20 protein-coding genes and 1 tRNA gene are annotated in these 22,444 nt (G+C 65.4%); 7 read left to right on the plus strand and 14 right to left on the minus strand.

The window, feature by feature from the left end; all coding sequences use genetic code 11:
• The first annotated feature begins 255 nt into the window (after positions 1 to 255).
• A complete protein-coding gene (locus EO139_RS18000; protein ID WP_126971818.1) occupies positions 256 to 1,212 on the plus strand; it encodes a glycoside hydrolase family 5 protein in 957 nt (318 codons plus the stop codon).
• Between the two features lie 708 nt (positions 1,213 to 1,920).
• Here the strand turns inward: EO139_RS18000 and EO139_RS18015 are convergent.
• Together EO139_RS18015 and EO139_RS18020 are read right to left on the minus strand one after the other, a co-directional pair.
• Positions 1,921 to 2,499 (minus strand): response regulator transcription factor, encoded by a 579-nt coding sequence (locus EO139_RS18015; protein WP_104585309.1) that lies wholly within the window; start codon positions 2,497 to 2,499, stop codon positions 1,921 to 1,923.
• Positions 2,496 to 3,722, minus strand: a complete 1,227-nt coding sequence (locus EO139_RS18020) for an ATP-binding protein (RefSeq protein ID WP_164739365.1) — start codon at positions 3,720 to 3,722, stop codon at positions 2,496 to 2,498. The genes EO139_RS18015 and EO139_RS18020 overlap by 4 nt, the downstream gene beginning before the upstream one ends.
• Positions 3,723 to 3,842: 120 nt before the next feature.
• Here EO139_RS18020 and ispG point away from each other — a divergent pair, with 120 nt between their 5' ends.
• Both ispG and EO139_RS18030 read left to right on the plus strand, forming a co-directional pair.
• The gene (gene ispG / locus EO139_RS18025) at positions 3,843 to 5,108 is read left to right on the plus strand and encodes a flavodoxin-dependent (E)-4-hydroxy-3-methylbut-2-enyl-diphosphate synthase (RefSeq protein WP_024940821.1); all 1,266 of its coding nucleotides are present in this window, start codon (positions 3,843 to 3,845) and stop codon (positions 5,106 to 5,108) included.
• Entirely contained in the window at positions 5,089 to 5,787 is a 699-nt protein-coding gene (locus EO139_RS18030; protein ID WP_104585315.1) for a phosphatase PAP2 family protein, read from the plus strand. Before ispG ends, EO139_RS18030 begins: the two co-directional genes overlap by 20 nt.
• A 75-nt stretch (positions 5,788 to 5,862) precedes the next feature.
• Here the strand turns inward: EO139_RS18030 and EO139_RS18035 are convergent, their stop codons facing one another.
• From EO139_RS18035 to EO139_RS18075, 8 genes are all read right to left on the minus strand, one after another.
• Entirely contained in the window at positions 5,863 to 7,161 is a 1,299-nt protein-coding gene (locus tag EO139_RS18035; RefSeq protein WP_126971759.1) for an MFS transporter, read from the minus strand.
• Between the two features lie 165 nt (positions 7,162 to 7,326).
• Positions 7,327 to 8,031, minus strand: coding sequence for an aspartate/glutamate racemase family protein (locus EO139_RS18040; protein WP_126971761.1), 705 nt, complete (start codon positions 8,029 to 8,031; stop codon positions 7,327 to 7,329).
• 140 nt (positions 8,032 to 8,171) lie between these two features.
• Positions 8,172 to 9,083, minus strand: a complete 912-nt coding sequence (locus tag EO139_RS18045) for a DMT family transporter (protein WP_104585321.1) — start codon at positions 9,081 to 9,083, stop codon at positions 8,172 to 8,174.
• Positions 9,077 to 10,129, minus strand: coding sequence for a UDP-N-acetylmuramate dehydrogenase (murB, locus tag EO139_RS18050; RefSeq protein ID WP_119128425.1), 1,053 nt, complete (start codon positions 10,127 to 10,129; stop codon positions 9,077 to 9,079). The genes EO139_RS18045 and murB overlap by 7 nt, the downstream gene beginning before the upstream one ends.
• A complete protein-coding gene (locus tag EO139_RS18055; RefSeq protein ID WP_104585325.1) occupies positions 10,126 to 11,181 on the minus strand; it encodes a quinone-dependent dihydroorotate dehydrogenase in 1,056 nt (351 codons plus the stop codon). The genes murB and EO139_RS18055 overlap by 4 nt, the downstream gene beginning before the upstream one ends.
• 5 nt (positions 11,182 to 11,186) lie before the next feature.
• Positions 11,187 to 11,954, minus strand: a complete 768-nt coding sequence (locus tag EO139_RS18060; protein ID WP_164739366.1) for a class I SAM-dependent methyltransferase — start codon at positions 11,952 to 11,954, stop codon at positions 11,187 to 11,189.
• A gap of 2 nt (positions 11,955 to 11,956) precedes the next feature.
• On the minus strand, positions 11,957 to 12,241 hold the full coding sequence (locus EO139_RS18065) for a DUF4190 domain-containing protein (protein WP_016903110.1): 285 nt from the start codon (positions 12,239 to 12,241) through the stop codon (positions 11,957 to 11,959).
• 341 nt (positions 12,242 to 12,582) lie between these two features.
• Positions 12,583 to 14,115 carry an aldehyde dehydrogenase family protein gene (locus tag EO139_RS18075; protein ID WP_115676813.1) on the minus strand — a complete coding sequence of 511 codons (1,533 nt, stop codon included), beginning with the start codon at positions 14,113 to 14,115 and terminating at the stop codon, positions 12,583 to 12,585.
• Positions 14,116 to 14,248: 133 nt separating this feature from the next.
• On the opposite strand from EO139_RS18075, the gene EO139_RS18080 reads away from it, so the two are divergent.
• From EO139_RS18080 to EO139_RS18090, 3 genes are all read left to right on the plus strand, one after another.
• Positions 14,249 to 14,325 (plus strand) — tRNA-Arg (locus EO139_RS18080).
• A gap of 308 nt (positions 14,326 to 14,633) precedes the next feature.
• Entirely contained in the window at positions 14,634 to 14,828 is a 195-nt protein-coding gene (locus EO139_RS18085) for a hypothetical protein (RefSeq protein ID WP_126971765.1), read from the plus strand.
• Positions 14,829 to 14,840: 12 nt separating this feature from the next.
• Positions 14,841 to 15,374 carry a GNAT family N-acetyltransferase gene (locus EO139_RS18090; protein ID WP_206515159.1) on the plus strand — a complete coding sequence of 178 codons (534 nt, stop codon included), beginning with the start codon at positions 14,841 to 14,843 and terminating at the stop codon, positions 15,372 to 15,374.
• A 200-nt stretch (positions 15,375 to 15,574) separates the two neighbouring features.
• Here EO139_RS18090 and pgaD read toward each other — a convergent pair whose 3' ends face one another.
• From pgaD to EO139_RS18110, 4 genes are read right to left on the minus strand one after another with little or no spacing between them, the layout of a single operon-like run.
• Positions 15,575 to 16,021, minus strand: coding sequence for a poly-beta-1,6-N-acetyl-D-glucosamine biosynthesis protein PgaD (gene pgaD / locus EO139_RS18095; protein WP_104585335.1), 447 nt, complete (start codon positions 16,019 to 16,021; stop codon positions 15,575 to 15,577).
• Positions 16,018 to 17,271 (minus strand): poly-beta-1,6-N-acetyl-D-glucosamine synthase, encoded by a 1,254-nt coding sequence (pgaC, locus tag EO139_RS18100; protein WP_104585337.1) that lies wholly within the window; start codon positions 17,269 to 17,271, stop codon positions 16,018 to 16,020. The genes pgaD and pgaC overlap by 4 nt, the downstream gene beginning before the upstream one ends.
• A gap of 3 nt (positions 17,272 to 17,274) precedes the next feature.
• Entirely contained in the window at positions 17,275 to 19,173 is a 1,899-nt protein-coding gene (gene pgaB / locus EO139_RS18105; RefSeq protein ID WP_126971767.1) for a poly-beta-1,6-N-acetyl-D-glucosamine N-deacetylase PgaB, read from the minus strand.
• Positions 19,155 to 21,113: a tetratricopeptide repeat protein gene (locus EO139_RS18110; RefSeq protein ID WP_126971822.1), complete on the minus strand. Its 1,959-nt coding sequence runs from the start codon at positions 21,111 to 21,113 to the stop codon at positions 19,155 to 19,157. The genes pgaB and EO139_RS18110 overlap by 19 nt, the downstream gene beginning before the upstream one ends.
• A 777-nt stretch (positions 21,114 to 21,890) precedes the next feature.
• Here EO139_RS18110 and EO139_RS18115 point away from each other — a divergent pair.
• The gene (locus EO139_RS18115) at positions 21,891 to 22,391 is read left to right on the plus strand and encodes a TspO/MBR family protein (protein WP_206515162.1); all 501 of its coding nucleotides are present in this window, start codon (positions 21,891 to 21,893) and stop codon (positions 22,389 to 22,391) included.
• The last annotated feature ends 53 nt before the right edge of the window (positions 22,392 to 22,444 follow it).

Here is a 22,444-nt window from a genome sequence, read left to right on the forward strand (position 1 = left end):
GCACCGATCCGCGCCGCTCAACATTATCGACGCCTGGCCGATCACTGGTGGTAAGCCCACCTTGTCGTCCCACGAGCCGTAACGATTCAGCGCACCTAATTTGTTGCTTGTTCGTTGTGTGACAGGCATTGCATCAACAGCTACCGCAAATTGACACAGTGTTCACGGGCGCTGTGAATTACGCCATCGCCCGTCATCCTCCCCGCTGCCTGGAAATCGATCGTGAAATCACCGTTGCCCCGTTTTGCCCGCCGCATGCTGCTGGTCGTTGCAGGCCTGGCATTGTCGTCTGCCGCGCACGCAGGGCTGTCGGTGTCCGGCACCCAGCTGAGTGAGTCCAATGGCAATACCGTGGTATTGCGTGGCGTCAATCTGCCGCACGCCTGGTACGCAAGCCGAACCGATGCGGCCCTGGCCGCCATTGCCGCCACCGGCGCCAACAGCGTGCGTGTGGTGCTCAGTTCCGGTTATCGCTGGAACCGTACGCCGGAGGCCGAGGTGGCGCGCATCATCGCGCGCTGCAAAAGCCTGGGCTTGATCGCGGTGCTGGAGGTGCACGACACCACCGGCTATGGCGAAGACGGCGCCGCCGCCGGTCTGTCCCATGCCACTGCGTACTGGACCAGCATCCGCAAGGCACTGATCGGCAACGAAGACCACGTCATCATCAACATCGGCAACGAGCCGTTCGGCAACCAGTTGAGCGCCAGCGAATGGGTCAATGGCCATGCAACGGCGATCGCCGCGTTGCGCAAGACCGGGCTGACCCACGCATTGATGGTGGATGCACCGAACTGGGGCCAGGACTGGAAGTTCTACATGCGCGACAACGCGGCCGCCTTGCTGGCGCGCGACAGCCGCCGCAACCTGATCTTCAGCGTGCACATGTACGAAGTGTTCGGCAGCGATGCAACGGTCAACAAGTATTTGCGCGCTTTCCGCGATAAAAAGCTGGCACTGGTGATCGGCGAGTTCGGAGGAGACCATCGCGGCGCGCAGGTGGACGAGGCGGCGATCATGCGTCGCGCCCGCGAATACAACGTTGGCTACCTGGGCTGGTCGTGGTCGGGCAACGACAGCAGCACGCAATCGCTGGATATCGCAATCGGCTGGAACGCCACGCGCCTCAGCAGTTGGGGCCGCAACTTGATCCTGGGCGCCGATGGCATCACGGCGACCTCGCGCAGGGCGAGCGTATTCGGCCCGCGTTGAGATTGAAGCTCCACAGTCGGTAGAGTGGTCGATCCGGCGCTTGGTTGCAGGCCCTTGCCCGGCCACCATGGCGGGACACGCCGTGAATCCGTCCATGGAGGCTCTTACGCGGCATCCATGCCGTGTAAGGTCCCGCGACGGTGAGCGGGCAAGGACCTATCGAGATGGTCGGTGTGCACGGTAAGAGCGGTGCTGGATGCGTCGTTCGCTCATGACGTATCGGCTCCATGTCTGATGGGCGCCGCACGACAGACAGCTTTTCACAAGAGCGCCGACCAACTGTTTGGTGCGGTGAGGGCGCCGCGCCCTCGACGCTGCGCGTTGGCTGCAGGGCCCTTGCCCGCCCACCATCGCAGGACACGCCGCAAGTACGTCCATGTAGGCTCCGGCGCGGCATCCATGCCGCTCAGGGTCCCGCGACGGTGAGCGGGCAAGGACCAGTTGAGATGGTCGGTGTGCACGGTAAGAGCGGTGCTGGATGCGTCGTTCGCTCACGACGCATGGGCCATGTCTGATGGGCGCCGCACGACAGACAGCTCTCACAAGAGCACCGACCAACTGGCTGGAGCCGTGCCCTTGCCGGTTGCCGGAACGTTGGCGGCATGGATGCCGCCAACGCGCCCCTGGGGATGGGGTCACGGCGTGTCCGGCGAGCGGCGAGGGTGCCGCGCCCTCGAACGATTTGTCCTCACGGCAACTGGCCGCGTCTTAACGCCCAGGCTCGCGTAACGGCCCCGGGCTTGGCCGCTTGGTCAGCTTGCGCTGCAGCGAGCGGCGGTGCATGCCGAGCAGGCGTGCGGCAGCCGAGACATTGCCGCCGGTCTCGTGCAGCGCCTGCTGGATGTGCTCCCATTGCAGGCGGCTCAGCGGTGTCATCATTTCCCGGGCGGTTTCTTCTTCGTCCGGCTCGGGCAGCTCGTCGTCCTCTTCGCCCAGTGCCCGCATGATGGTGGGGATATTGGCCGGCTTGGGCAGATAGTCGTCGGCACCGAGCTTGATGGCCTCCACGGCGGTGGCGATGCTCGCGTAGCCGGTGACCAGCAGGATGCGCATGTCGGCGCGGATCTCGCGCAACGGCTGGATCAGGCTCAGGCCGGAATCGTGGCCGAGCTTGAGATCGATCAAGGCGAAATCCGGCAGGGCGCTGCGTGCGGTCGACAAGGCACTGGCCGCATCGGTGGCGGTCAGGGTGTCCACGCCGCGGCGGGCGAGGCTGCGTTGCAGCGTGCGCAGGTACAAGGTGTCGTCGTCGACCAGCAGGCCGGTGCGCAGGGGAGTGCTTGTCATGCGAGTGCCTCGTGTTCGGAGAGCGGCAGACGGAAACCGACGCGGGCGCCGCTGCCTTCGGCGGGCAGCATCCACAACTCGCCCTGCAGCCGTTCGACGGTGGCATGCGACAGCGCCAGCCCAACACCCATGCCGTCATGCTTGCCGCTGTTGAACAGGGTGCCGGGCAGCATGGCTTGCGAGGTATCGAAGCCCGGACCGTAGTCGCGTACTTCGCCGCTGAGATGATCCTGCTCCACGCGCAGCGTCAGGTCGATCTGCGGCCGGCCGGCGCGTTCGCCGGCATCGGCCGCATTGTTGAGCAACACCATCAGCAGATGGCTGACCCCGGGCTGCAGCAGCAGGCGCATCGGCGCATCGTCGTTGCGGCGCAGCTCGATGGTCGGGCGCACCAGCCGCCATTGTTCCAGCACGTCCTTGACCGCGACTTCGCGGCTGAGGTGGCCGTTGTCGGCCGGTGCGGCCAGCGCCAGCACGCGCTCGTGGCACTGCACCAGCAGCTCGCGCAGGGTGTCCAGATCCTCGCGCAACTCGCTCTGGTCGCACTGGTCGGCGATGTCGTCGACCAGCAGCGTCATCGTCGCCAGCGGCGTGTTCAACTCATGCGCGACCGAGGCCGCATGCGTGGCCAGCGCCACGATGCCCTCGTTGCGCGCGAAGCGCTCGCGCAGCGTGGAGATCTCGCGCTCGCGTTCGCGCATCGACAAGGCCAGCCGGGTGGCGAAGGCCAGCACCACCACCGTGGACAACAGGAAGTTGGCGGCCATGCCCCACATATGCAGGCTGAGCGGGTCGAAACTGCCATAGGGCAGCGGCAGCCCGAACGCTGCACTGATCACATAACCGGCCACGCAGGCCGCCGCCACCGCCATCGCCCAGCCCAGCGGCAGGGCCAGCGCGGCTAGGGCGATCAGCACCAGGAACAGGGAGCCGAACGGGTTGGCGATGCCGCCGCTCCAGCCCACCATCCAGGTCAGCACCGTGACATCGACCAGGATGTGGCCGAATTCGGTGGCCGGGCTGACCGCGCCGCGATGGGCCACCCGCAGCTGCGCATACAGGTTGAACACCGCCAGTGCGGCCACGCCGGCCCACAAGGGTTGCTGCGGCAGATCCAGGCCCATCAGCCCGGTGGCGACCAGGATGGTGGCGGCCTGGCCGGCAGTGGCCAGCCAGCGCAGGCTGCACAGGGTCCGCAGGAAAGAGGCGTCTGAGGAATTCATCACGGCAATGCTATGCGCTCGGGGGCGTGGCGGCCTGCGACAAACCGTCGCATCGGCCTGGAAGACGGCGCGCGCAGCGCTTCAGCTGTGAGCGGACCGATGACAGGCTAAAATACCGCGATGTACGACGCCGTGACTCGCCCAACCCCTCCCGCCGACGCCACCGCCTGGCCGCGCCGCATCACCCAGGCCGTCAAGATCGGCAGCGTGACCGTTGGCGGTGGCCACCCGGTGGTCGTCCAGTCGATGACCAATACCGACACCGCCGACATCGCCGGCAGCGTCAAGCAGGTGGCCGACCTGTGGCGCGCCGGCTCGGAAATGGTGCGCCTGACCGTCAACAACGCCGAGTCGGCCGCGGCCATTCCGCGCATCGTCGACAAGCTGCGCATGATGGGGATCGAGGTGCCGTTGATCGGCGACTTCCACTACAACGGGCATCAGTTGCTCGCCGCCGAGCCGGCCTGCGCCGAAGCGCTGGCCAAGTACCGCATCAATCCGGGCAATGTCGGCTTCGGCAAGAAGAAGGATCTGCAGTTCGCGCAGCTGATCGAGTTTGCGATCAAGTACGACAAGCCGGTGCGCATCGGTGCCAACTGGGGCTCGCTGGACCAGTCGCTGGCCGCGCAGCTGATGGACGAGAACTCGCAGCGCGACACGCCCTGGGATGCCGGCCGCGTGCTGCGCGAGGCGCTGATCCGCTCGGCGGTGGATTCGGCCGAGCGCGCGGTGGAACTGGGCCTGGCGCGCGAGCGCATCATCCTGTCGGCCAAGGTGTCCGGCGTGCAGGAGCTGATCGCGGTGTATCGCGACATGGCGAGCCGCTGCGATTTTGCGCTGCATCTGGGCCTGACCGAAGCCGGTATCGGCAGCAAGGGCATCGTGGCTTCGGCCGCGGCGCTGAGCGTTTTGCTGCAGGAAGGCATCGGCGACACCATCCGCATCTCGCTGACGCCGGAGCCGGGCCAGTCGCGCACCCAGGAGGTGATCGTCGCGCAGGAACTGCTGCAGACCACCGGCCAGCGCGCCTTCACGCCGATGGTCACCGCCTGCCCGGGCTGCGGCCGCACCACCTCCGAGTTCTTCCAGGAACTGGCCGGCGTGGTGCAGAACCATGTGCGCGCCAAGATGCCGGAGTGGAAGATCAGCAACCCCGGCGCGGAGAACATGACCCTGGCGGTGATGGGCTGCGTGGTCAACGGGCCGGGCGAATCGCGCCATGCCAACATCGGCATCTCGTTGCCGGGCACCGGCGAGGCGCCGTCGGCGCCGGTGTTCATCGATGGCGAGAAAAGCGTCACCCTGCGTGGCGAGAACATTGCCTACGAATTCATCGATCTGATCGATCAGTACGTCGAACGCACCTATGTCCGCCGCGCCGGCTGAATCGCCGGCCGGTTTCAGGGGATGGCTGCGCAGCAATGCGTGGCGCATGGCGTTGCTGTTTGCCGGCGTGCTGCTGCCGCTGGGCCTGTTCGTCGACCTGGCCGACGAAGTCCACGAACTGGAAAATTTTTACTTCGACGAGCCCTTGCTGTGGAGCATGCGCAGCATCGCCACGCCGGGGCTGGATGCGTTTTTCGGGGTGGTTTCCAAGCTTGGCTACCAGTACGGGGTGATCCCGGCCGATATCGCCATCGTGCTGGTATTGCTGATGCTGCGGCGCTGGCGCGAGGGAACCTTTGCCGCACTCGGCTTTGCTGGCTCGGCCTTGTTGAACATGGGCGCCAAGCAGGTTTTCCAGCGCGACCGCCCCAGCCTGTGGGAATCGATTGCCCCGGAAAGCACCTTCAGCTTTCCCAGCGGGCATGCGATGGGCTCGATGACGCTCGCCGCGGTGGTGGTCTCGCTGGCCTGGAACACCCGCTGGCGCTGGCCGGTGGCCATTGCTGCAAGTGGGTTCGCGGTGCTGGTGGGGGTGTCGCGGATCTACCTGGGGGTGCATTACCCCTCCGACATCCTGGGCGGCTGGTCGGCCGCGCTGGTGTGGGTGGTCGGGCTGTATCTGGTGATGTTTCGCGGCGCGCGGCGGCCGCATTGGCGTCGCCATCCCGCTTCGACCTGAGGGCACGACCGCTTTGCGGTCGAACGCGGTCGGCGTAAGTGCGGGTACCGAAAGTGGCGCCGTGCTGCCTTTGACTCAGCGACGACTCGCACGTTCCCGGCGCCACAACTGCAGCCCGATCACGCTGCCGATCACGGCCAGCAGAATCATGTAATACGCCGGTCCCATCGGGTGCTGCTTGAGCAGCATCACCACCACCAACGGGGTCAGGCCACCAAACACCGCATAGCCCAGGTTGTAGGCGAATGACACGCCGGACAGGCGTACCACCGGCGGAAACGCCTCGACCATGACGCGCGGGACCGCGCCCAGGACGCCGAGCGCCGCGCCCATCAGGGCATATAGCGGAAACAGCAACTGCGGATCACCGGCCAGCCGATAGAACAGCCAGGCGCTGGCGCCCAGGAATACGCTGCCGGCAAGCAGCACGCGTCCATTGCCGTAGCGATCGGACAAGGCGCCGGCCACGATCGAGCCGGCCGCCTGCAGCAGGACCGCAAGCAGGTTGGCCTGCAAGGCGACCGCTGCCGGATAGTGGTAGGCGCTCTGCAGCAGCGTCGGCGTCATCAACGACACCACCAGTACCCCGGCCGCCACCATCCAGGTCAGCCACAACGACAGCGCCACACTGCGTGGATGATCGCGCAGCACCACCTTGAGCGGCGTCTCGCGCGCCAGGGCACGCATCGCCATCAGCTCGGCGAACACCGGTGTTTCGTGCAGCCAACGCCGCAGATACACCGAAAGCAGGCCGAAGATGCCACCGGCCAGGAACGGCAGGCGCCAGGCGCCTTCGGCGATTTCCTGCGGTGTGAAGGCGCGATTGATCGCCCCGGCACTGAGCGAGCCGAGCAACACGCCGGCTGCCAGGCCGGCCGTCAAGGTCCCGCACGCCAGTCCCCTGCGCTGTGCAGGCACGTGTTCTGCGACGAAGACCCATGCACTGGGGACTTCGCCGCCGATGGCCGCGCCCTGCAGCAACCGCATCGTCAGCAGCAGTAAGGGGGCGGCCAGGCCGATCTGCGCGTAGGTCGGCAGCACGCCGATGGCCAGCGTCGGCAACGCCATCAGCCCGATGCTCAGCGCGAACATGCGCTTGCGACCGAGCAGATCGCCGAAGTGCGCCATCACCATCCCGCCCAGCGGGCGGATCAGGTACCCGGCTGCAAAGATGCCGAAGGTCTGCAACTGCCGCATCCACTCCGGAATGCCCGGCGGGAAGAACAGCTCCCCCAGCACCGTGGCGAAGAAAATGAAGATGATGAAGTCGTAGAATTCCAGCGCGCCGCCCAGTGCGGACAACGCCAGCGTCTTGTAATCACCGCGTGTGAGCTGGCTTGCTGGTGCGGTGCCTGTTGCTGGACGGGTCTTCAAGGCATGACATCCTGTGGCAGGTGATCGCGCGCCTGCGCGTGCTGCAGCCGCGGAGTGTGAGGCACCCATGCCATCGCTGCGGCAATGCGCAGCTTGCACGTTTGCACGCAACGGCGGGGCGGACGCACTTCGGGAAAGGCGCGCTGGCTGCGCCTTTGGTGGCGGTCAGTCGCGCACACTTGCGTGCGCGGCCGCTTCGGCATGCAGGGCGGTGGTGTCGAACAACGGCAACTGTGCATCGCTGCTGTCCACCAGCAGCGAAATCTCGGTACAGCCCAGGATGATCGCTTGCGCGCCATCCTGGCCGAGGTCGGCCATGACCTGACGAAAATAGCCGCGCGACGCCGGCCGGATGATGCCCTGGCAGAGTTCGTCGTAGATCACCCGATGCAGCTGCGCGCGTACGTCGGCCGGCGGTACCAGCACCTGCAGGCCACGCGCAGCCAGGCGCTCGCGATAGAACGGCTGTTCCATGGTGAAACGCGTGCCGAGCAGTCCGACCCGGGTGACGCCCGCCGCAATCAGCGCCTCGGCCGTGGCATCGGCGATATGCAGCAATGGCAGCGGCGTGGCGGAGGTGATCGCATCGGCAACGCAATGCATGGTGTTGGTGCACAGCACCAGGAAGTCGGCGCCACCGGCATGCAGCGCGCGCGCCGCTGCCGCCATCGCCTGGCCGGCGCCGTCCCAGTCGCCGGCGTGTTGCAGGCGCTCGATCTCATGGAAATTGACGCTGTACAACAAGACCTTGGCCGAGTGCAGGCCGCCGCAGGCATGGCGCACCCGCTGGTTGATGATGCGGTAGTAGGGCAGGGTGGATTCCCAGCTCATGCCGCCGATCAGGCCGATGGTTTTGCTTGGAACCGGCATGCCGACCTCACCTTGGAACAGTCAACGAATGTGCGTACGCATCGCCCTTCGATGCCCGGGGAGCGCGTACCGGCGCAGTGTACGTCGGCAGCGTCGCCACGCCATTGCGCGCGCCGGTCAGGCCGCCTGCGGACGATCGATCACTCGCCCGGTTTTGCGCCTTCCAGCGGCGCATGCGTGGCGGCGCGGCGTGCCAGCACGCTTTCACGATGCGCGATGTAGACGTTGGCACTGATGATGATGGCCGCACCGACCAGGGTATGGTGTTCGATCGCCTCGCCGAACAGCCACCAGCCCAGCAGCGCCACCAGCGGCAGCTGCATGAAGCTGATCGGCTGCAGTGCGGAGACTTCGCCCAGCTTGAGCGCGCGCGTCCAGAACAGCTGCCCGGCGGTGCCGAAGATGCCGGTCGCCGCCAGCCAGAGCCAGTCGATACCGTGCGGCCAGGTCCACTGGAACAGTGCCGGAATCAGCGACATCGGCACCCAGAACACATAGGTGTAGAACACCACGGTGTCCGAGTCGTCGCTGCGCGAGAGCTGTTTGATCTGGATCGCTACCACGGCGCTGATCACCGCTGCCAGCAGCGCAATCAGCAGCCCGGGCGTAAAGGTGGACGAGCCCGGCCGCAGGATCACCAGCACGCCGATGAATCCGGCCGCCACCGCCAGCCAGCGCCGCAGGCGCACCTGTTCGCGCAGCCACACCACGGCAAGGACGGTGACGAACAACGGGGTGGAATACGACAGCGAGATCGCCTGCGACAACGGCAGGTGGCCGATCGCCCAGAACCCGCACAGCATCGAGGCCAGGCCGATCAGGGTGCGTGCCAGATATTGCGGTAACTGCCGCGTGCGCGGCAGCGCCTTGCCGGGGCGCAGGATCAGCGGCAACAGGGCCAGCAGCCCGAACGCATTGCGAAAGAACGCGATCTCGGTGGTGGCGATCGTGCTTGACGCCAGCCGGATGCAGATGGCCATCAGGCCGAAGGCGAAGGTACTGGTGAGCATCCACAGCGCGGCACGTCGCGACGCCTGCGCTGCGGTCACCAATGCGCTCCGATGATGCGTGGCTCCGGCTCCAGGATCACCGAATAACGCTCGCGCACCGACTCGGCGATGCGCCGCGCAACATCCAGCAGTTGCGCACCGCTGGCAGTGCCGTAGTTGACCAGCACCAGCGCGTGGTCCGGCGATACCCCGGCATCGCCCTCGCGCCGGCCTTTCCAGCCGCACTGTTCGATCAACCAGGCCGCCGACAACTTGCCCTGGCCGGGCTGTTCGCCGGGATACACCGGCATGTCGGCGAATGTGGCCTGCAACGCGGCGATCTGCTCGCTGGGCAGCAACGGATTCTTGAAGAAGCTGCCGGCATTGCCGAGCACATCCGGGTCCGGCAGCTTGCGCCGACGGATATTGATCACCGCCTGCGCCACATCTGCGGCACCGGCCAGTTCGGCGCCCATGCTGGCCAGTTCCTCGCGGATGCCGGCATAGTCCAGCCGCAACTCATGCAGCAGCGGCAGATTGAATTCCACCGCGACGATCAGGTAACGCTCCGGCTGCTGCTTGAACACGCTGTCGCGATAGGCAAAGGCGCACTCGGCCGCCGTCAGTCGCACGAATTGCTGGGCCTGCAGGTCGAAGGCATCCACCACATGGATGAAGTCGCCCACCTGCGCGCCGTATGCGCCGATGTTTTGGATCGGGCAGGCGCCGACCGTGCCGGGAATCAAGGCCAGGTTCTCCAGCCCCGACAACCCCTGCTGCAGCGAATACAACACCAGCGCATGCCAGTTGACGCCGGCACCGGCGCGCACGATGGCATGGTCGGCGTGGTGCGCAATGATGGCGATGTCGCGGTTTTCGAAACACAGCACGCAGCCCGGCGGGTCGCCGGCCAGCAGCACGTTGCTGCCGCTGCCCAACACCAGCAGTGGTTGCCCGGCGATCTCCGGTGCCGCCAGCGCCTGCGGCAGCGCATCGGGTGCGTGGATGCCCAGCAACCAGCGTGCCGTGGCCTCCACATGGAAGGTATTGAGCGCGCGCAGTGGCGCGTGCTCGCTCAAGCGCCAGCCGGCCTGCGCTGCGGTGCTCATAACGGCGACACCGCACCGCCGCTGGGCGCCTCGCGGCGGCGGCGGATTGCATTGACGCATTCGCCGATCAGCGGCGGCCCGCGATAGACCAGGCCGCTGTAGCACTGCACCAGGGTCGCGCCGGCCGCCATCTTGGCCACCGCGTCCGCACCGGAATTGATGCCGCCCACGCCGATCAACGGAATCGACTCGGGCAGGCGGGCGCGCAAGCGGCGCAGCACCAGCGTGGATTGCCCCAGCAGCGGTGCACCCGACAGGCCGCCAGCCTCGCCAGCCAGCGGATGATTGGCGATCAAGGTGCGCGTCACCGTGGTGTTGGTGGCGATCACGCCATCCACCGCCAGGTCGGCCAGCACGCGCGCGGCCGCATCGATGTCGCGGTCGTTGAGGTCCGGCGCCACCTTCACCAGCATCGGCACGCGCTTGCCGTGTTGCGCGGCCAGGGCTTCCTGGGTTTCGCGCAGGTCGGCGATCAGCCGACGCAGCGCCTGCTCTTCCTGCAGTTCGCGCAAGCCGGCGGTGTTGGGCGAGGAGATGTTGACGGTGATGTAATCGGCCAGCGGGTAGACGCGCTCCATGCAATAGCGGTAATCGCTGGTCGCCTCTTCGTTGGGCGTGTCCTTGTTCTTGCCGATGTTGATGCCGAGCAGGCCGCCGCGACGACGCGCGCGTTGCACGTTGGCCACCAGCACATCCACGCCCAGGTTGTTGAAGCCCATGCGGTTGATCACCGCCTGGTACTCCGGCAAGCGGAACATGCGCGGCTTGGGATTGCCCTCCTGCGGCCGCGGGGTGACCGTGCCGATCTCGACAAACCCAAAGCCAAGCGCAAGCAGCGCATCGATGTGCTCGCCGTTCTTGTCCAGGCCGGCACCGAGACCGACCGGGTTGGGAAACATCAGCCCGAAGGCCGGTGTCGGCAGCGGCTCCGGGCGCCTGGCCAGCAGCGATGTGGTGCCGGTGCGGTAGGCAACATCGATGGAGCGCAATGCCAGCGCATGGGCGCGCTCGGCGTCGAGGGAAAACAGCAAGGGGCGGGCAAGCGAATACATGTGGGTCAGTTCAATCCCCCGGCGAACACCCGGGTCTGGTATTGGAAGTCGATCAGCCCGTCGCGCGCGTGCGCATCGAACAGCGTGCGCAGCGCGGCGAGCATCGGGACATGACGCGGGTCATGCGCCAGCGGCGCATATGACGAAGACAACAGCCGGCCACGCAAGGCATCGAAATCCAGCCGTTGCACGTTGGGAAAGCGCGCCATCGCGCGGAAGCCGTCGCCAAACCAGGCCTGCATGGTGGCATCGTCCTGATAGCGCTCGGCCACGGCCGAATAGTCGGTGCCGTAGTCCAGCAGCAGCTGTTCGTAGCCGCGCAGGAAATCGGTGGTGTCCAGTTCGCGGCTGTTCCAGTAGATCACCGCCAGCCCGCCGGGCTGCAGGATGCGCGCCCATTCGGCGCGCACCGCCCGAACGTCGAACCAGTGGAAGGCCTGCGCCGCGGACACCAATCCGACACTGGCGGCGGCCAGCCCGGTGGCCTCGGCGGTGCCGTCGACCGCGCGGAAGGTGGGGAATTCCGCCAGCCACTGTTGCGCGGCTTCGCGCATGGCCGGGTTGGGTTCCACCGCCGTGACCGGATAGCCGGCCTCCAGGAACAGCCGGCTGGAGATGCCGGTGCCGGCGCCGATATCGGCCACCGTGGTGGCCGGCGTCACGCCCAGCTCTTCGTGCAGCCAGCGCAGCAGTTGTGGCGGATAGCTTGGCCGGTAGCGCACATAGGCCGCGACGCGGTCGTTGAAGCGTTGGGCGGAGGAGGGCGCGGCCATGCTCAACTGTTGGCTGCCGCAAGCCAGGCCAGGCCGCCGAAGAACAGGATGAAGATCGCCACCCCTGCCACCCAGAGCGCAACCGCCAACCAGCCAAGAATCAGCCCGCCGATGGCGAGCCCGTCGCCGTCCAGCCCCTGCGGATTGCGGCGGATTTCGCCGCGCGCCAGATGGCCGGTGATGATGGCGCAGAGGCTGCCGAGAAACGGGATCAGCGTCCAGCCGAGAATGCCCGAGACCAGGCTGACGATGGCCATGGCGCTGGTCTGTCGAACGACGACGTTCATCATGAACTCCTGAAGTGGCGGCAGCCGACGGCTGGCGTGGCCCGATTATCCCAGAGCCGCCGCCCGAATGGCGTGCCATCTGCGGCCAAACGCAATCGCGTGGTCGGGTTTGACGCGAACGGGCGGGGCTGGAGGTCTGCTCGCCCCGGCATCGGACTGAGCGGCGAGGGCAATCGTGGACGCACAGATGATGCGCAGGTGCGACTCACGGCTGTGACCACGGCATCGGGGCCACGCCGCCGGGAGCGTGGATGCCGGGCGCGGACGCACCGGAGCAGCCATGGTCCGGCACGCATGCGACAGCGCGCCGGCGCGATGCCCGGCGCGCCTGCACACGTCGATCAGAGATCGAACTTGATGCCCTGTGCCAGCGGCAGCGAGTCGGAGTAGTTGATCGTATTGGTCTGGCGACGCATATAGACCTTCCACGCATCCGAGCCGGATTCGCGGCCACCGCCGGTCTCCTTCTCGCCACCGAACGCACCGCCGATCTCCGCACCGGAGGTGCCGATGTTGACGTTGGCGATGCCGCAGTCGCTGCCGGCCGCCGACAGGAACTTCTCGGCCGCCTTCAGGTTCTGGGTGAAGATCGACGACGACAGGCCCTGCGGCACGCCGTTCTGCAGCTCGATCGCCTCGTCCAGCGTGCTGTACTTCATCACGTACAGGATCGGCGCGAAGGTCTCGTGCTGCACCACCGCGTCGCTGTTCTGCAGCCCGGTGACGATCGCCGGCAGCACGAAGTTGCCAGGGCGATCGATCGCGGTGCCGCCCACTTCGACCGTGCCGCCGGCCGCCTTGGCCTTGGCGATCGAGGCCAGGAACTGCTCCACCGCACCCTGACTGTTGAGCGGGCCCATCAGGTTGGCCGGGTCGGTGGGGTCGCCGATCTTGCTGTCGAGCTGCTTGTACGCCTTGACCAGCGTGGCCAGCACGTTGTCGTAGATGGATTCATGCACGATCAGGCGGCGCGTGGTGGTGCAGCGCTGCCCGGCGGTGCCCACCGCGCCGAACACGATGCCGGGGATGGCCAGCTTCAGGTCGGCGGTTTCGTCCAGGATGATGGCGTTGTTGCCGCCCAGTTCGAGCAGGCAACGGCCCAGGCGGCGCGCGACCTTTTCCGCAACCACGCGGCCGATCTGGGTCGACCCGGTGAAGCTGATCAGCGGCACGCGGCTGTCCTCGACCAGCTTCTCGGACAGGGAGGTGCCGGCATCGTTGATCAGGAAGAAGATGTCCGGGAAGCCGGCGTCCTTCAATGCCGCATTGCAGATCTTCATCGTCGCGATCGCGGTCAGCGGGGTCTTGTTGGACGGCTTCCAGATGCAGATATCGCCGCAGATCGCCGCCAGGAACGCATTCCACGCCCACACCGCCACCGGGAAGTTGAACGCACTGATGATGCCGACCAGGCCCAGCGGCTGGTACTGCTCGTACATGCGGTGGCCCGGACGCTCCGAATGCATGGTGTAGCCGTACAGCATGCGGCTCTGGCCCACTGCGAAGTCGGCGATGTCGATCATCTCCTGCACCTCGCCATCGCCCTCGGGCTTGCTCTTGCCCATTTCCAGCGCCACCAGCGAGCCCAGCGCATCCTTGTGCGCGCGCAGCGCCTCGCCACACAGGCGGACGGCTTCCCCACGGCGCGGCGCAGGCGTGGTCCGCCAGACCTTGAAGGCGGCCTGCGCACGCTGGACGATCAGCTCGTAATCCTCCGGCGTGGTCGCCTGCACATCGGCGATCACCGCATTGGTGGTCGGATTGAGCGGCTGCAGCACCCCGGCGCCGGTCGCCTGCGACCAGGTCGCCTCGCCAAGATAGGTACCGGAATTGGACGCGGCGAGGTCGAGCGCCTTGAGCAGGTCAGCGGACATGGGATCTCCAAAGGTCGGGACGGTCGCGCGGCAGCCAGGGCCACCGCGACACGGGTAGCCGCCGATTTTAGCAGGCTCCGCCAACCACCCACCGGCTTGGCAATCGCAACGATCGTGCGACAATGCCCACCTTGGCCCCGTAGCTCAGCTGGATAGAGCGTCCCCCTCCTAAGGGGAAGGTCGCCCGTTCGAATCGGGCCGGGGTCACCAGGAATCAATCACTTAGCATCTCGAGCGGTTTGGTTTCGGCAGGCACATGTGTGCCGGCTCATCCTCGAAGATGTTTCCACCTGATCGGAATGATCTGGCAAATGGGCAGCCGCGGTCATGGGCTGGTCCAACCGACACGCAAGCGGTCATGATGCGTAAGCCGATCTCAAAGACGTGCCGCCACGGCTGCGACGCAGCGGGAGGAGTGAGATGACGGAGCTGCTGCCATGCGAACGAGGCCGCCGTTGATTACGCCAGATATCTAAAAACCATCTGGATCATATGGATTGAATATAAAGCAGTGCATCATGGAGAAAACCAGCAGACTCGCTGGCCGGGCCGATATCGATGCAATTTTTGATATTCGCACCAGGGTTCACGAAAATCATTTATCCCGCGATCAACTGGTGGAAATGGGCATTACCCCCGCAACCATACAAAAGGCTATTCTAGAAGCTCCATGCGCTTGGGTCGCCGAGGTCAATGGGACGTTGCTTGGATAAGGATCGCAATGCATGACGTTGGAACACCTGCGAGTGGACTGGAGCCAGATCGAACTGGTGTCGCCGCGCCTGCGACTTCGGCCGTTTACGCCAGCTGATGCAGACGAGGTGTTTGCATGCATCACTCCTTCCTTGACGCGCTACATGTCGTTTGATCCTCCGCAATCACGGATGGATTTCAAGGGTGTCTGGCAAGGGTGGTTGAAGGAAAATGAAAAGGGGGAGGATTTCAACTTTGTGATACGGATCGACGCTACGCGAGCATTTGCTGGACTGTGCGGTCTTCATCGCACAGGTACGCCTGAGCCGGAAGTCGGCATCTGGATCCGGGAAAGCGAACATGGCCATGGGTACGGGCGTGAAGCGGTTAGAACAATCGTCGGCTGGGGGGCGGAAGCGTTTGGCTCTGCCGGATTCATCTATCCCGTAGCGGATGTGAATAGGCCAAGCCGTCGCATCGCAGAGTCCCTTGGTGGAGTCGAGGTTGGGCGAAGTTCGGGAGTCAAATACGATTCCGTGGTGTACAGGATCCCGGCCCGAAGCTGATCTGCGCCCGTTGTTTTGATGGCGTGGATGTGGAGAGTTGCCATGGTTGTTCTCACCGTATAAATCGTCACGGTGCCCAGGCTCCTGTCCGCAATGTGCATCCGCCGGTGCGCACGTTGTACGGTTTCTTTGATACGGGCCGAGCCTGGAGCGAACATCATGGTTTTGCGCCAGGATGTTGCACGAACTGCAAGAGCCACTCACCCGCGCCGTACCACCCGCACCCCCACCGGCCGCGCAAACTTATCCATCGCCACCGATGAGATGCGGCTGTGGCGCAGCAGGCTGCCGAGCTGTTCGGGGACGCCCAGGCGCTGATCGACTTCCGGTTCGAGCACGGTGGGGCGGCGCTTGCGCCGGTCGGCCTTGGCGAAGCGGATGCGGTTGTACTCGGCCCAGCCGACGGTGGTGATGGCGCTCATCAGTGCGATCACCGGCAGGGCGCCCAGCGCGAATGGATCCAGGGCGTTGTGCTTGAGATACAGCTCCGTGTAGGCGCTGCGCAGGCCGAAGAACCAGGCGATCAGCGTTGCCAGTGGTGCCCACAGATAGAAATAGACCATCCAGGCGCCGGCGGTGGCGGCGCCGTAGGCGAGGCGGCGCGAGCGGCCGAGGCGTTGTGGCAGGTTGATGATGGGCGGTGTCATTGGATTCCTCGGTCGGGGCTTTTCCAGCGGGCGCGTTTGCTGCGACGTGCGAGCAGGGCGCGGGGGAAGGCGATGACGGCAGTGAGCATGCCGATCATCCAGAAGGCGACCGGATACCAGATCACCCAGAAGAACTGGCGCGCCAGGCCTTTTTCGTAGCGGCGTTCGATCACCAGGCTGGTGGCGAACTGCATCAGGCACACCACCGCCAGCACCAGCCCATGCCAGCGCGGCAGGATGGTGTCGACGTACAGCGCAGGCGGCAGCGGGATGACCTTGCCGAGCAGCCACAGCACGATGATGAAGAGCATCGTGTAGGCCCAGGCCAGGCTGAGCGCGTATTCCAGCAACACGCCCCACATGCGTCGGCTGCGCCAGGACAGCACGCGGCGGCCGTGGCTCAGCAGCACTTCCACGCCGCCGCGTGCCCAGCGCAGGCGCTGCATCCACAGGCCACGGAAGGTCTCCGGCATCAGGATCCAGCACAGCGCGTTGGGCTCGTAGCGGATATCCCAGTCGTCCAGCTGCAGACGCCAGGAGATGTCGATGTCTTCGGTGACCATGTTGTCGGACCAGAAGCCGACGTGGTGCAGCGCCGAGCGGCGAAACGCGCAGATCACGCCCGACACCGTGAACAGGCGCCCGTAGACGCGCTGCGCACGTTTGATCAGGCCCACGATGGCGGAAAATTCGCCCACCTGCATGCGGCCCATCAATGTGGTGCGGTTGCGCACGCGCGGATTGCCGGTGACACCGCCGACGCGCGGGCCGGAGATCAGGTGGCCCACCATCCAGCGCGTGGCATTCGGGTCCAGGATGGCGTCGGCATCCACGCACACCAGATAGTCCGAGCGCGATGCAAGCGTGCCGACCCGCAGTGCGTTGGCCTTGCCGTGGTTCTGTTCCAGGTGCACCACGCGCAGGCGCGGATGCTGGTGGGTGAGATCGTCGAGCGCTTCGGCCGTGTTGTCGCTGCTGCCATCGTTGATGGCGATGATCTCGAAATCCGGATAGTTCTGCGCGCTCATCGCGGCGATGGTCTCGCCGACATGCTTGGCCTCGTTGTAGCAGGGCACCAGCAGCGATACGAACGGCTCGCTGGCCAACGGTGGCGGCGACGAGGGGCCGGGCGTGCCGCGTTCGCGTCGCAGGTAGTAGTACGTGCCTCCGATCATCCAGAAGAACGCCATGATGATGGGATAGAAAAACGCAAAGTTGAACAGGGCGCCCAACAGGAGGCTGGTCGTCATCGGCTACCGCTCGATATATGGGAATTGCCGAGCCGACATGGCCTCGCGCGCTTCGGGAAGAGACGGGTGGCCGCCGATGAAGTCGTCGGGGTAGTACGCCAGGTGGCGCACGCCCGCAGCCAGGAGCAATTTGCTGTGTGCGAGCAGCACACCGTCAGGCAATGGCTTGCCGGTGCGCCAATCCACGGTCTGCAGTTCGAAAATGGTGTTCTCCAAACCATGCGGCTGCTGGCCAACACGCTGTGCCAGCTGCTGCAGCCACTGCTGCGGATCGTTGGCCTGCTCCATGTACGGCATCGCCATCAGCGCGGTGTAGTCGTAGGCCGAAGCAAAGGCGTCCAGGCGCTGCGCAAACCAGGCTTCGCTGTGCGGCTCCAGCACTGGCTGCGCGAACAGGTTGCGCACCGTCACCAGCTTGGGTCGCCAGCGTTCGGCGGCCGCCTTCAACTCCTGGGTGAAACCGATCAGCTGCTGCGTGCGCCTGGTCGGGTCGCCATTGCCGTAGGCAGGCACTTCGTCGTCGCGCAGATAGGCATCGTCATGGAACAGCAGGCCTTCGAAGTAGGTGTTGGCGGCCAGGTCTTCGTAGATGTCGGCGACCAGCTGATGCGTGCGCGGATTGCCCGGATCCAGGCGCGGCACATCCTTGGCATCCTTGCCGCGAATCTGCAGCGCGGCCTGCTGCTGTGCATCGGGCAGATGGAAGCCCAGCACCGGCAGCCAGGCGAACACACGCACGCCGGCACGGGTACGCAGTTGCCAGGCCACACGTCCGAACAGGTCCGCGCGCATCGGCAGATGGCGGTTGGGGAAATACAACGCATCGGCGGCGCCATCGCCGTCCGGGTCGGCGAAGGCCTGCAGGAACACATGGCTGGGGCCGATGTCCTTGACCCGCTGGACCAGGATGTCCAGGTTGCGTGCCAGCTGCGCCGGGTCCGGGTCGTAGACGTAATCCAGATCGATCTGGATCGCACGCAGGCCATCGCGTGACAGATCGCGTCGCAGTTCGCCGGCCAGGTCGCGCACATCGGGATTGTTGAACAGCAACAGGCGGCCAAGGCTGGCCAGCGATTGCCCGTCCACGCGGTCGCGGCCCTGCTGGCCGATATCGGCTTCGTGCGAGCGGCCTTCCAGGTCGAAGCTCAGCGTCATGCCCAGTTGCGCGGCAATGGCGTTGCTGGCGCGGTTGTAGGCGGCATACGGCCACACCATGGCGCGCGGCGGTGTGCCCAGATGCGCCACGATCGCGTCGCGGCTATGGCGCAGGTCGGTCTGGATGCGCTGGCGATACTCCGCTTCGCTCTCGTAGCCCTTGCCTGCATCCCAGCGCCGGGTGACCGCGGCCGGGGTCTGATTGCCGAACGGGTTGCCCGCGATGCCCTTGTGCAGATCGTCGCTATGCGAGCCGATTTCGACCAGGCCGCTGTCCTGCATCTCGCGCAGCTGCGCCCAGGTGACGAAATCCTCGTGGGTGAAATCGCGATGGCCGTAGGGCACCACCTGGCCGGCCGGCAATTCGACCCAACTAGTCACCGGCGCAACCAGCGCGGGATAGCCGTAGGCCTGCAATAACGGGAACACACGCGTGTAGACGCTGCGCAAGCCGTCGTCGAAGGTCAGCAACACCGGCCTGGAGGGCAGGGCACGCTTGCCGGCCCGTGCATCCAGCACCTGCTGCACGCTCACCGGGTGATAGGCGTGCGAGCGCAGCCAGTCCAGATGTGCGGCGAAGTTGCTGGTGGACACCGCATAACGATCGGGATCGCCCTTGGCGGCGACATCGTCGCGAACATCGTGGTAGCTGAGCACCAGCAGGCCCGCCTGCGCCGACGACGCGAACGTCATCAGCAGCAAGGCGACCAGCAGCAGCGGCAGGCGGATCAAGGCGTACCTCCCCATCGGAAATCCAGGTCGAATCCAAGTTGTTGTTCGCGCTGGCCGTCGTAGACCGGGCGCGACCAGCTCACGCCGTAGCTCAGCGCACTGCCGTCGCCCAGCGACCACAGGTGCCGGTAGGCCGCGCCGGGCACCCACTGGCTACCGAAGCCGGACTGATAGGTCGGCCCGACCGTGACCTCCAACCGCTGCCGGAACGCGTAGTCGTAGCGACGCCAGCCGATCTGATCGATGCGCACGCCGGCCGCCACCGCAGAGCTGCGGCGCGGATTGAAGTAAGTGACGGCGCGCTCGTCTTCGGCGCGTCCGGCCGAAGCGGCGAGCAGGCCATCCAGCAGCAGGTGCGGGCTGGCCCACAGGCGCTGGCTGCCGGACAGATCGAGTTGATCGCGCCGATTGCCGTCGCTGTAACGCAATTGGCGTGCCTGCAGTTCCCAACGGCTTTCGTCGTTGGGTGTCCAGCGCAGGGCCGCGCCGATACTGTCGCCGGTGATGCCGAAGCGGCGGGCCTGCAATGAGGCTTCCGGATCGCGCGTGCGCCAGGCGACGCTGCCGTACCAGGCATCGGAAAACCGCCAGCCGGCATCCAGTGCCCAGGCGGTGCCATCGCGATCGAAGTCGTCGAGCGCCCGTCCGCCGTACGCACTGACATCCAGGCGGTCGTAGTGATAGTGCGTTCCCAGCCAGAAGCTGCGATAGCGCACACGCGTGTCCTGGAAATCGGCCCAGTCGTCGCGTGCACGCAGACCCACACGCCAGCCTTCGCCGAGAAATGGCGATTCGGCTTCCAGCAACGTACTACCGAAGTCGTTGCCCAGCGGCGAGGTGCTGTTGGTCAACGTGTCGTTGTCGCTGCGTCCGCGTGCATGGCTTAGATGCACCTGCCAGCCGCGTTGACGTTCCAGCGAAGCGCCAAGCCGTTGCAGGCCGGCGTCATCCGGATATTCCCTGCGCAACGGGGCAAATGTCGCATCGGCCAGGTCCAGGCGATCCAGATCGCGCTGCGCCTCGACCACGCCACTGCGCGCCTGCTTTTGATGCGGGTCCAGCGTCAATGCCACCGCGTGACGCTGCAGCGCTTTGCCGGGGTGCCCGCGACGGAATTCGATCGAGGCCAGTGCCGCCTGCAGTTCCGCGTTGTCGGGGCCGATGGCCACGCGCTCGCGCAGCAGGCGGTCCGCGCCGCGATTGTCATTGGCGGCCGAGCGCGCGGTGGCCAGGGCGATGTCTGCGCTGAAGCGATCCCAGTTTTCGTAGCCGCTGTTCGCACCGTTGCGACGCGGCCAGGGTGCCTGCGTGGCCGCGAGCGTTTCGAACAGTGGCATCGCTAGATCGAAGCGTTCCTGCTCCAGCAGGGCGTAGCCCAGCAACAGTTGTGTATTGAAGTCGTCCGGGGTGTGCTGCAAGGCTTGCCGCAGCACGGCCTCGGCCTCGGCCGGGCGGCGCAGGCCCATCAGCGAATCGCCGACCGTCGGCAGCACATACGCGGGAACGTCGATGCCTTCTGCTTTCAAGGCCTGGTAGCTGGCCACCACGTCGCGATGGCGCTGACGCTGGTTGAGTGCGGCCAGGCCATCGACACGCAGCCGCGTGGCTTCCCACCTCGACGTCGGCGGTGATTCGCGTTCGATGCGGGCGATGTTGACCAGGGCCTGGTCGGTCTCCGCGTAGCGGTGCACGGCATCGATGGGCTCGGCGCTGGCCCACCCGATCATGCGGGCGACGCGGTCGTTTTCGATGCGCTCGCGCTCCTGCTGCGAGAACCAGTCCGGATGCCGCCATACGGCCTCTGCCGCAAGCTGTGCGCTCCCGAGGTCGCTCAGCGTGATCGCGCGCATGGTGTAGGCGCCACGATCCCGTGGGTTCGCACGCAACACGCGCTCGTAAATGGCCAAAGCATCCGCATACCGCTGCTGGCCGCGTAACTGCTCGGCCTGCCGCATGGGAGTGAGGGCGGTGGAGGCGTCAGTCACCGCGTTCGGCCGCACTTCACCACTGTGCGCCTGGGGCACACATGCGGCAATCAAAGCAAGGCTGAGCAGAGGGGTGAATGCGCCTGAGCGGTCAGGACAACCGCGACGCACGTGGTTGCAAAAGCTGGGGGAGGAGGCAGTGCATTAGCGATCCGGGCGTATGACGACCGGCGATACTGCGTATGCCTATGTAAAGTCTACGTCGTCAAGAAATTGACGCGACCTTCATCGGATCAGTTCGCTTGAATTGTGACGTACAGCACACTTAACTAGTGTGTCGACGACTGGCGCCACTGTCCACCGTCGACTGATGGAGCCGTAGACAAGCGGGAGACGCTCATCAAAACAGACCGGACAATGATCGACACCATGATGTGCAGCCCAGCTCATCCAGCAGGAATAATCGGTCATGGCGTCTAGGCGAATATGATATTCCCTGGTTGCAGTGCCCGCGCAGGTTTCGTGATAGATAATAACCTTGCTTTTATTGAATACTGCTCCGTCGATTGACTTTATCCTGAGTTAATCGGTTTCGCGAGTTGGCGGGCTTGAATCGATGTCAATTGAACTGCTTGGAAATTCAGGCGGCCGCTAAATCAGGTGGATCACTGGGAATGCGGGGGGCTGAATCTCCCGTCGATGTATGATTTACGTGCTCTGATTTATTGGGCATTGGCTAGCGCTGCGGAAGTGAAGGGGTTGGCACGACGGCAAGCGTTTTTTTTTGCGAAAGCAGGCGTAGTGAGATTGGACATGAAAATGACGAGTAAATCGCGATTGCTGGGACTGCTGGGCTGGTTGGTGCTGTGCTATCTGGTTGCGGCATTAGGGGCGGCGGCGTCAATCAAGGCGGCGAGCTTCTACGCCGGCTTGCTGCGGCCGGATTGGGCACCGCCGGGATGGGTGTTCGGGCCGGTGTGGACTGTGTTGTACGGGATGATGGCGGTGTCCGTGTGGCTGGTCTGGCGGCGCGGTGGGTGGAGCAGTGCCCGTGGGGCGCTGAGCCTGTTCGTGTTGCAGTTGGGGTTGAACGGGTTGTGGAGCTGGCTGTTCTTTGCCTGGCACATGGGGGCGTGGGCATTTGTCGACATCGTGGCGCTTTGGTTGACGTTGGTGCTGACGATTGCGGCTTTCGCCAGGCGACAACGCGCTGCCGCGTGGCTGTTGGTGCCATATCTGTTGTGGGTGAGTTTTGCGGCGGCGTTGAACCATGCGGTGTGGCAACTCAATCCGCAGGTGCTTGGCTAGGGCCTGCATGGGTCAAAAGCGTCTGATGCACCTCTGCGTCAGGCGCGAGAGGT

This window comes from Xanthomonas sp. BRIP62411, from assembly GCF_003993525.1.
Taxonomy (GTDB): Bacteria; Pseudomonadota; Gammaproteobacteria; order Xanthomonadales; family Xanthomonadaceae; genus Xanthomonas; species Xanthomonas euroxanthea.

Excerpts from the sequence above, each read along its gene's own strand:
- EO139_RS18000 (WP_126971818.1), top strand. The coding sequence starts at position 256 with ATGCTGCTGGTCGTTGCAGGCCTGGCATTGTCGTCTGCCGCGCACGCA.
- EO139_RS18015 (WP_104585309.1), bottom strand. The coding sequence starts at position 2,499 with ATGACAAGCACTCCCCTGCGCACCGGCCTGCTGGTCGACGACGACACC.
- EO139_RS18020 (WP_164739365.1), bottom strand. The coding sequence starts at position 3,722 with ATGAATTCCTCAGACGCCTCTTTCCTGCGGACCCTGTGCAGCCTGCGC.
- ispG (WP_024940821.1), top strand. The coding sequence starts at position 3,843 with ATGTACGACGCCGTGACTCGCCCAACCCCTCCCGCCGACGCCACCGCC.
- EO139_RS18030 (WP_104585315.1), top strand. The coding sequence starts at position 5,089 with ATGTCCGCCGCGCCGGCTGAATCGCCGGCCGGTTTCAGGGGATGGCTG.
- EO139_RS18040 (WP_126971761.1), bottom strand. The coding sequence starts at position 8,031 with ATGCCGGTTCCAAGCAAAACCATCGGCCTGATCGGCGGCATGAGCTGG.
- murB (WP_119128425.1), bottom strand. The coding sequence starts at position 10,129 with ATGAGCACCGCAGCGCAGGCCGGCTGGCGCTTGAGCGAGCACGCGCCA.
- EO139_RS18055 (WP_104585325.1), bottom strand. The coding sequence starts at position 11,181 with ATGTATTCGCTTGCCCGCCCCTTGCTGTTTTCCCTCGACGCCGAGCGC.
- EO139_RS18060 (WP_164739366.1), bottom strand. The coding sequence starts at position 11,954 with ATGGCCGCGCCCTCCTCCGCCCAACGCTTCAACGACCGCGTCGCGGCC.
- EO139_RS18065 (WP_016903110.1), bottom strand. The coding sequence starts at position 12,241 with ATGAACGTCGTCGTTCGACAGACCAGCGCCATGGCCATCGTCAGCCTG.
- EO139_RS18075 (WP_115676813.1), bottom strand. The coding sequence starts at position 14,115 with ATGTCCGCTGACCTGCTCAAGGCGCTCGACCTCGCCGCGTCCAATTCC.
- EO139_RS18085 (WP_126971765.1), top strand. The coding sequence starts at position 14,634 with ATGGAGAAAACCAGCAGACTCGCTGGCCGGGCCGATATCGATGCAATT.
- EO139_RS18090 (WP_206515159.1), top strand. The coding sequence starts at position 14,841 with ATGACGTTGGAACACCTGCGAGTGGACTGGAGCCAGATCGAACTGGTG.
- pgaD (WP_104585335.1), bottom strand. The coding sequence starts at position 16,021 with ATGACACCGCCCATCATCAACCTGCCACAACGCCTCGGCCGCTCGCGC.
- pgaC (WP_104585337.1), bottom strand. The coding sequence starts at position 17,271 with ATGACGACCAGCCTCCTGTTGGGCGCCCTGTTCAACTTTGCGTTTTTC.
- pgaB (WP_126971767.1), bottom strand. The coding sequence starts at position 19,173 with ATGGGGAGGTACGCCTTGATCCGCCTGCCGCTGCTGCTGGTCGCCTTG.
- EO139_RS18110 (WP_126971822.1), bottom strand. The coding sequence starts at position 21,113 with ATGCGGCAGGCCGAGCAGTTACGCGGCCAGCAGCGGTATGCGGATGCT.